The organism is Thauera sp. 28 (assembly GCF_000310145.2).
In the GTDB taxonomy this organism is placed as follows: domain Bacteria; phylum Pseudomonadota; class Gammaproteobacteria; order Burkholderiales; family Rhodocyclaceae; genus Thauera; species Thauera mechernichensis.
In genome coordinates this window covers 1-6,584 of the sequence record NZ_AMXA01000058.1, presented here as the reverse complement: position 1 = coordinate 6,584, position 6,584 = coordinate 1, and the positions used below count along the sequence as shown (strand labels likewise).

At 66.6% G+C, this 6,584-nt stretch carries 6 protein-coding genes; 1 reads left to right on the top strand and 5 read right to left on the bottom strand.

The features are described from left to right. Positions 1-118 precede the first annotated feature (118 nt). Positions 119-2,290: a methylmalonyl-CoA mutase gene (gene scpA, locus C662_RS19230; protein ID WP_002934063.1), complete on the bottom strand. Its 2,172-nt coding sequence runs from the start codon at positions 2,288-2,290 to the stop codon at positions 119-121. Between the two features lie 576 nt (positions 2,291-2,866). Between scpA and C662_RS19225 the strand changes: the two genes are divergently transcribed. Then, positions 2,867-3,577, top strand: a complete 711-nt coding sequence (locus C662_RS19225) for a GntR family transcriptional regulator (RefSeq protein WP_051018607.1) — start codon at positions 2,867-2,869, stop codon at positions 3,575-3,577. A 13-nt stretch (positions 3,578-3,590) separates the two neighbouring features. Here the strand turns inward: C662_RS19225 and C662_RS19220 are convergent, their stop codons facing one another. From C662_RS19220 to C662_RS19205, 4 genes are read right to left on the bottom strand one after another with little or no spacing between them, the layout of a single operon-like run. Further along, on the bottom strand, positions 3,591-3,902 hold the full coding sequence (locus tag C662_RS19220; RefSeq protein WP_002934061.1) for a hypothetical protein: 312 nt from the start codon (positions 3,900-3,902) through the stop codon (positions 3,591-3,593). Next, positions 3,899-4,576, bottom strand: coding sequence for a helix-turn-helix domain-containing protein (locus C662_RS19215; protein ID WP_002934050.1), 678 nt, complete (start codon positions 4,574-4,576; stop codon positions 3,899-3,901). Before C662_RS19215 ends, C662_RS19220 begins: the two co-directional genes overlap by 4 nt. A 10-nt stretch (positions 4,577-4,586) precedes the next feature. Further along, on the bottom strand, positions 4,587-5,000 hold the full coding sequence (locus C662_RS19210) for a hypothetical protein (RefSeq protein ID WP_002934048.1): 414 nt from the start codon (positions 4,998-5,000) through the stop codon (positions 4,587-4,589). Between the two features lie 52 nt (positions 5,001-5,052). Continuing rightward, positions 5,053-6,348, bottom strand: a complete 1,296-nt coding sequence (locus C662_RS19205) for a hemolysin family protein (protein ID WP_002934046.1) — start codon at positions 6,346-6,348, stop codon at positions 5,053-5,055. Positions 6,349-6,584: the final 236 nt, after the last annotated feature.

The following is a 6,584-nucleotide window of genomic DNA, read 5'->3' as shown; positions in this document are numbered from 1 at the left end:
GAGCCGCGAGGTTTTTTGGGCGGTGTCGCCTTCGACCCCTCGCGGCTGGCGCCGCTCCTACGGTGTGCCGATACGTTTTGTTCAGTTGCTCCGGCGGCAAGGCCGCCGGTGTTCGCCCTTATGCCTTGCGCGCTGCGCGGATCTGCTTGAGCACTTCGCGCGCGGCGGTGGGGATGGGGGTGCCGGGGCCGAAGATGCCCTTGGCGCCGGCGGCGTAGAGCGCGTCGTAGTCCTGTGCGGGGATGACGCCGCCGACGAAGGTGATGATGTCGTCGGCGCCGAGGCGCTTGAGCTCGTTGACGATCTGCGGCACGAGCGTCTTGTGGCCGGCGGCGAGGCTGGAGCAGCCGACGGCGTGGACGTCGTTCTCGACCGCGTGGCGGGCGGCTTCTTCCGGGGTCTGGAAGAGCGGACCGATGTCGATGTCGAAGCCGAGGTCGGCGAAGGCCGAGGCGACGACCTTGGCGCCGCGGTCGTGGCCGTCCTGGCCGAGCTTGGCGATCATGACGCGCGGGCGGCGACCTTCTTCGGCGATGAAGGCTTCGATGTCGGCCTTGAGGGCTTTCCAGTCTTCCTGTTCTTCCACGACGGCTCCATAGACGCCGGACACGGCTTGCGGGTTGGCGCGATAGCGGCCGAAGACCTTTTCGAGCGCGTCGGAGACTTCGCCGACGGTGGCGCGCAGGCGGATGGCCTTGACGGTGAGGTCGAGCAGGTTGCCGTCGCCGGTTTCGGCGCACTTGGTGAGGGCGTCGAGCGCGGCCTGCACGGCGGCGGTGTCGCGGTTGGCGCGCACCTGGGCGAGGCGGGCGATCTGCGACTCGCGCACGGCGTGGTTGTCGATGTCGAGGATCTCGATCGGGTCTTCCTTGGCGAGCTTGTACTTGTTGACGCCGACGATGACGTCCTTGCCGGAGTCGATGCGGGCCTGCTTGTCGGCGGCGCATTCCTCGACCTTCATCTTGGCCCAGCCGGATTCGACGGCCTTGGTCATGCCGCCCATGGACTCGATCTCTTCGATCAGCGCCCAGGCCTTGTCGGCCATGTCCTGGGTGAGCTTTTCCATCATGTAGGAGCCGGCCCAGGGGTCGACGACGTTACAGATGTGGGTCTCTTCCTGGATGATGATCTGGGTGTTGCGCGCGATGCGGGCGGAGAACTCGGTGGGCAGGGCGATGGCTTCGTCGAGCGCGTTGGTGTGCAGCGACTGGGTGCCGCCGAACACCGCGGCCATGGCCTCGATGGTGGTGCGCACGACGTTGTTGTACGGGTCCTGCTCGGTGAGCGACCAGCCGGAGGTCTGCGAGTGGGTGCGCAGCATCATCGACTTGGGGCTCTTGGGGTTGAACTGCTTCATGATGCGCCACCACAGCAGACGCGCGGCGCGCATCTTGGCGATCTCGAGGTAGAAGTTCATGCCCACTGCCCAGAAGAAGGACAGGCGGCCGGCAAAGGTGTCGACGTCCATGCCGCTGGCGATGCCGGTGCGCACGTACTCGAGGCCGTCGGCCAGGGTGAAGGCGAGCTCGATGGCCTGGTTGGCGCCCGCTTCCTGGATGTGGTAGCCCGAGATCGAGATGCTGTTGAACTTGGGCATGTTGGCCGACGTGTACTGGAAGATGTCGGCGATGATCTTCATCGACGGCGTCGGCGGGTAGATGTAGGTGTTGCGGACCATGAACTCCTTGAGGATGTCGTTCTGGATGGTCCCGGAGAGTTTGTCCTGCGACACGCCCTGCTCTTCGGCGGCAATGATGTAGCCGGCGAGGATGGGGAGCACGGCGCCGTTCATGGTCATGGAGACGGAGATCTTGTCGAGCGGGATGCCGTCGAACAGGATCTTCATGTCTTCGACCGAGTCGATGGCCACGCCGGCCTTGCCGACGTCGCCGGTGACGCGCGGGTGGTCGGAGTCGTAGCCGCGGTGGGTGGCGAGGTCGAAGGCGACCGACACGCCCTGGCCGCCGGCGGCGAGCGCCTTGCGGTAGAAGGCGTTGGAGGCTTCGGCGGTGGAGAAACCCGCGTACTGGCGGATGGTCCACGGCTTGACGGCGTACATGGTGGGCTGCGGGCCGCGCAGGAAGGGTTCGAAGCCGGGCAGCGTGTCGGCGTGCTTGAGGTCGGCGGTGTCGGCCTTGGTGTACAGCGGCTTGACGACCAGCCCTTCGGGCGTGACCCAGTTGAGCTTGGTGACGTCGCCGCCCGGGGCGTGCTTGGCGGCGGCCTTGTTCCAGGCCTCGATGTCGGCCTGGTTGTAGGTGGGCTCGTTGGACTGGTTGCTTTGCGACATGGGAAACCTCTCTGCTTCGGCAGCTCGCGGAGCTGCTGGACGATATCGGATCAGACACAACCCGCGCCGCGACAAGTGCGGCACGTAGGCGACGAACCGGCCACCCGCAGCCCTGCTGCGGGTGGCCGTCGACGCTTCTGGCGCAACGCGGCCCCCCTTTTGTCACCAGGCTTTGGCCTGGCGCCTCCCTGCCGCGTCGCACACGGGAAGTTGACTTGTTCTACCAGCGGAATAATACTTTATCCATAATTATGAACGCAATGGCCTCTCTAGCCGACGCACGAACAGCCCGCGGCGGGTGTCGTAGGCGTGGCGCAAGCCGCGAGGGGTTGAAGGCGTTGGGGCTGGATCGCTGCCGAAAAGGCTCGCGGCTGGCGCCGCTCCTACGGGGGGCGCGGCGCTTGGTGTTGCGGTAGGAGCGGCGCGAGCCGCGAGGTTTTGAAGGCGACGGGGGTCGGACCAGCCGCAATTCGCTCGCGGCCGGCGCTGGTCCTACGGCAAAATCCACTGCGGCGCTATTGCCCTGTGGGCGCGCCGGCCTTTGCATCTGAGAAGTCGGAGACCGCACAAAGCAACATGAACGCTTCGAGAATCGCGCCCATGGCGCTGTACCAGGAAGTCGCCGAGCGCCTTCGGCAGCGCATCTATTCGCACGAGCTGGCGCCGGGCACCTGGGTGGACGAGCAGGCGCTGGCCGAGCACTACGGCATCTCGCGCACACCGCTGCGCGAGGCGCTGAAGGTGCTCGCCTCCGAGGGGCTGGTGACGCTCAAGCCGCGCCGCGGCTGTTACGTGACCGAGATCTCCGAGCGTGACCTCGACGAGGTGTTCAGCGTGATGTCGATGCTCGAGGGCGAGTGCGCACGAGCCTCGGCCATGCGCGCCACCGACGGCGACCTGACGCGCCTGCGCGCGATCCACGCCGACCTGGAGAAGGCGGCGGCGGCGGACGACATCGACGGCTTCTTCGAGGCCAACCAGAACTTCCACCGCAGCCTGCAGGAGATCGCCGACAACCGCTGGTTGCTGCACGTGATCGAAGACCTGCGCAAGGTGATCAAGCTGTCGCGCCACCATTCGCTGTTCTCGGACGGGCGGCTGGAGCAGTCGCTGGAAGAGCACCGCGACATCCTCGGCGCCCTCCTCGCCCGCGACGGCGAGCGTGCCGAGCAGCTCATGCGCCACCACATCCGCAGCGGCCGCGCCGCGCTGGCCCGCATCGCCGTGGCCAAGGCCGACGACGCTCCGCTTGCCGCGCCGGAGACCGAGGCGCAGGCAGAGGCCTGAACGGCCGTCGGGTTCAGCCTGCGGTCAGGGCGACCGCCGCCGCAAGGTAGAGCTTGATGGCCGACGCGGCCGCAAACAGCCCGATTGCCCAGATGAGCATGCGCTGGTCGCGGCGCGACCATTCGGGGATCTTTGCGCGCTCGAGCTGCGGCTTGAGCTCGCGCGCGATGCTGCGCGTCAGCTTGGTACGCGGCGCTGCAAGCTGGTCCTGCGCGGTCTTGATGGCGCGAAGGTGCCGGTTGAGCGCGATGACCGGGGCGATGAGCAGTAGCCCGCTGAGGACGCTGAGAAGCTCGGCGATGGCGCCGGCAAGCGCGGCCGTCATTTCTTGAGCGTTGCCGGCCTTGCACTGCTGCGCGCCAGCGTCGCCCGGCGCCGGCGCTTGGCGAAGGCTGCGCGCCACTCTCGATCGAGCGCTGCCTTGAAGACGGCGTCTTCGAGTACGCCTGCGAGGGCGTTCCTGAGCGCGCCTGCGGCAAGGTCCTGCGGCGCGTCGTCCGGCACTTCCTCGATCCAGGGCGGAAGGCCTGTGCGGGCACCCGCGCTCGCATCCAGCCGCTGCCCCTGCGGAGCCAGTTCGACCCAGGGCGGGGCTTCGCCCCCCTGCGCTGCCTGACCCGACGCCTGCTCGATCGGCACGATGCTGAACTCGAGGCGATGCCCCAGTTCGGCGAGGATGCGCTCCATCGTGAGCACGCTGATGCCTCGCTTGCCCCAGACGCCGTTCTCGATTCTGCTGAGGTCGGCCTGGTCGATGCCGGTGCGCTCGGACAGCGCTTTTTGCGTCATGCCATGCGCTTCGCGCAAGGTCCGCAGGGCGCGACCGAACGCGAGGTAGCGCTGCGCAGCCTGGTAGCCGGCCTGAAACTCGGGGGTATCGCCGGCGGCCTCGGCAAGCGCCGCGGTGAGGTCATTCGCGCCGCCCTTGCGTGCGGCGGCAACGCGGAAGGTTCGGCCGCCGGTGCGCGTTACCGAATACCTCGTGTCACTCTCGCTCATTCTTCACCCTTCATAGATCCACGCTGCGCGCCCGCGCCAGCCTGACTGCAGCGTCCACGGCACGGGTCTTGTCGCCATGACCCGCGGCTCCCGGCAAGCCAAAACCCGTCATGGCCATGAACACGGGGCGGCCGAAGTCTGCCTGGCACAGCGCTGCCACCAGCCCGCACGCGTCGCTACCCCAGAAAACCCGGTAAAAAACGGTGACGGCTCCGGCCCGGTGCTGTTCGTCGAAGACGCTTTCGATGCCGTAGCTCGCGCCGAGGTAGGGGGCGTTCGGAAACTGCACACCGTCGCAGAGGCTGTCGAACACGGCCGCAAACTGCGACAGCGCGAGCAGGTGGGGGCCGGGACCCAGCCGTGCGATGGCAAGCGCCTCTCTCCTGGCTCGCGGGTGGTGCAGGTCCGTACTGGCGAGCTTCACACGCCCTGCCCCATTATGGTCTTTTTCCCATGAATGACAAGGGCGCCTCGACTCATGGCTCGCTCGTCTCGCTGCGCGTCACCAGGACCTGGTCGATGCGGTAGTTGTCGATGTCGACGACCTCGAACTTGTAGCCCGCATAGACCACGAAGTCGGTGCGCTTGGGGACCTTGCGCAGGCGGTACATGAGGAAGCCGGCGACCGTTTCGTAGTTCTGGAAGCCCTCGAAGACTTCGATGTCGAGCGCCTGCATGACGTCTTCGATCGGGGTGACGCCGTCGATGAGCCAGGAGTTGTCGTCGCGGCGGACGATGAGTTCTTCCTGGAAGGGGCTGACGAGATCCCCCATGACCGTGTTCATGACGTCCTGCAAGGACAGCAGCCCCACGACCAGGGCGTATTCGTTGAGTACGAGCGCGAAGTCTTCCTTGGCGTCGCGAAAGCGCTCGAGGGCTTCGAACAGGCTGAGCGTGTCGGGCAGCATGAGGACCTTGCGCACGATGGGCTGGGTGCGCAGCGAGAGGTCCTGGCCATTGACGATGCGCGGCAGGATGTCCTTGGCGTCGACATAGCCGATGACGCTGTCGATGCCGTCCTCGCACACCGGGAACTTGCCGTGCGGGTGCGCGGAGATCTTGCGCCGGATGCTCTCTTCGGATTCGCTGAGGGTGAGAAAGACGATGCTCTCGCGCGAGGTCATGGCCGAGGGCACGATGCGCGAGTCGAGCTCGAAGACGTTGCTGATGAGGTGCTGCTCCTGGCGCAGCAGCGCGCCAGCCTGGGCGCCGGCATCGGCCATGGCGACGATGTCGTCGGCGGTAATGTCTTCGGTGCGCTTGCTCGGCACCTTGAACCAGCGGAACAGGATGTTGGCGAGCCCGTTGAACACCCACACCAGGGGCGCAAAAACCCAGATGCAGGCCTGCATGGGCCGCACCAGGCCGACCGCGATGCGCTCGGGCTCGACCATGGCCAGGCGCTTGGGCATGAGGTCGGCGAACAGCACGAACAGCGAGGTGACGAAGACGAAGGACACCACAAAGCTGAGGGTGTGAAGCCGCGGCCCGTCGTACACCAGGCCGATGGCAGCGGCGACATGGGGCGACAGGGCCTGCTCGCCGACGATACCGCCGAGGATGGCGACGGCATTGAGGCCGATCTGCACGACGGTGAAGAAGTTGCCTGGGTTGTCCTGCAGCGCGAGCACGCGCTGGGCATTGACGTGGCCACCTTCGGCCATGAGGCGGAGCTTGATCTTGCGCGAAGCGGCGAGCGAGATCTCGGACATCGAGAAGAAGGCGCTCGCGATGATGAGCAAAAAGATGATGAACAGATCGTTGGACAGCACGACGACTCCTTTGGGAGATGACTCTCGGTCAAGAGGCCCCGCCGGAAGGCAAAACCAGGTTGGGTAGGTCGTGAAGTCTATCACCAGCAGCCCACGCCCCCCTGTAGGAGCGGCGCCAGCCGCGAGGGGTTGGGGGCGATGGGCGTTGGGCGGGTGCGATGAAAGGCTCGCGGCTGGCGCCGCTCCTACAGGAGAGCGCCGCAGCGTGTGTTCCCACCGTAGGAGCGGCGCCAGCC